The following is a 1060-nucleotide window of genomic DNA, read 5'->3' as shown; positions in this document are numbered from 1 at the left end:
TTCGGGGGGATCCCTAGAAATTGGAAACCCTATAGCCACAAAAAATCCCCCGCCAATAAGGCGGGGCTTTTCCTTCGGGGGGATCTATATCTATAGAATTGGAAACTTAGGGATCCCCAGTTGGAAAGAAATTGGAAACAGAGAAAAGATTAGAGTAAAGCCGGTGCTGCTCGGCAGAGGCCAGGCAGCGCTGTTGGTGCTCAGGCCACTCCTGGAGGGCTAGTTTTTGTTGTTCCTGGAGAAGGGTTTGTAGGTCTGAGTCTGCAGGCAGCTCGCCTTGCAAAACCTGCAAATCGTTAAAGCGGCCCAGTTGATCCTGCAAGCACTTCAGGGTTGCTATCCAATCTTGCATAGTTTCCCCGTAAAAGGGCGCAAAAAACTCCACCTGATAGCGCAGCCGTTTGGTGGCCTTGCGCAGCTCGTGCAGTTGCTCAGCCTGGGCTTCCGTTGCGGGGAAAGCAGGGATCCGCCAGCCTGACTGCAGCAGCCACTGGGCCAGCAGGGGAGTCAGCAAGTGGGGCAAGCTTTCCGGCAAAGGCAGCTCCGCCTGGGGCTTATAGCGGGGGTGAGCCAGCCACTGCTCGCAGGCAGCTTGAAACGCCAGGAAGTCAGCATCTTCAAGAATGCGGCGGGAGCGTTTCTCGGCTTGGGTTCGACGTTGCTGCAGATCTTGTTTTAGCTTCTCCAGTTCTGCCTGCTGGGCTGCCGGGATCCCTTCCCAACAAGGTTCCTGCAGGATTTCCAGCAGCACGTCCAGATCCCGCTGCTTGCCCAAAGCACTGGCCAGCTTTTGCAGGCGTTTGGGCTTGAGAGGCTTGGGCAGCCGGACGGATCCCTGAAATACCTGCACCCAAGTGCCAATACGGCGCAAGGTCACCCGGATTTGGTGGAGAGATTCTGCCGCCTCTGGATGCTGAGCCAGAACTCGCCTTACGTGTTTCTGCAGCCGCTGCCATTGCTGGCTCAACAGCTGGTGGGCCCAGGCGGCCACGGTTGGCAAGGGCGCAGATGAGGGCAAGGTCAAGTGCAAGGACTCCGTCCCGCTGACGCGAAAGGACTC

Annotated in this window: 1 protein-coding gene; it reads right to left on the bottom strand. The window is 57.5% G+C overall.

Annotated elements, in window-relative coordinates:
- Window positions 1–106: 106 nt before the first annotated feature.
- Window positions 107–1060: CHAD domain-containing protein (locus tag NW856_RS13425; protein ID WP_414400660.1), on the bottom strand; the 954-nt coding region annotated here is incomplete at its 5' end.

This window comes from Synechococcus sp. R3-13 (assembly GCF_047462195.1).
GTDB lineage: Bacteria > Cyanobacteriota > Cyanobacteriia > Thermostichales > Thermostichaceae > Thermostichus.
The sequence above is the reverse complement of the archived record's forward strand: the minus strand, read 5'-3'. Positions and strand labels throughout refer to the sequence as shown.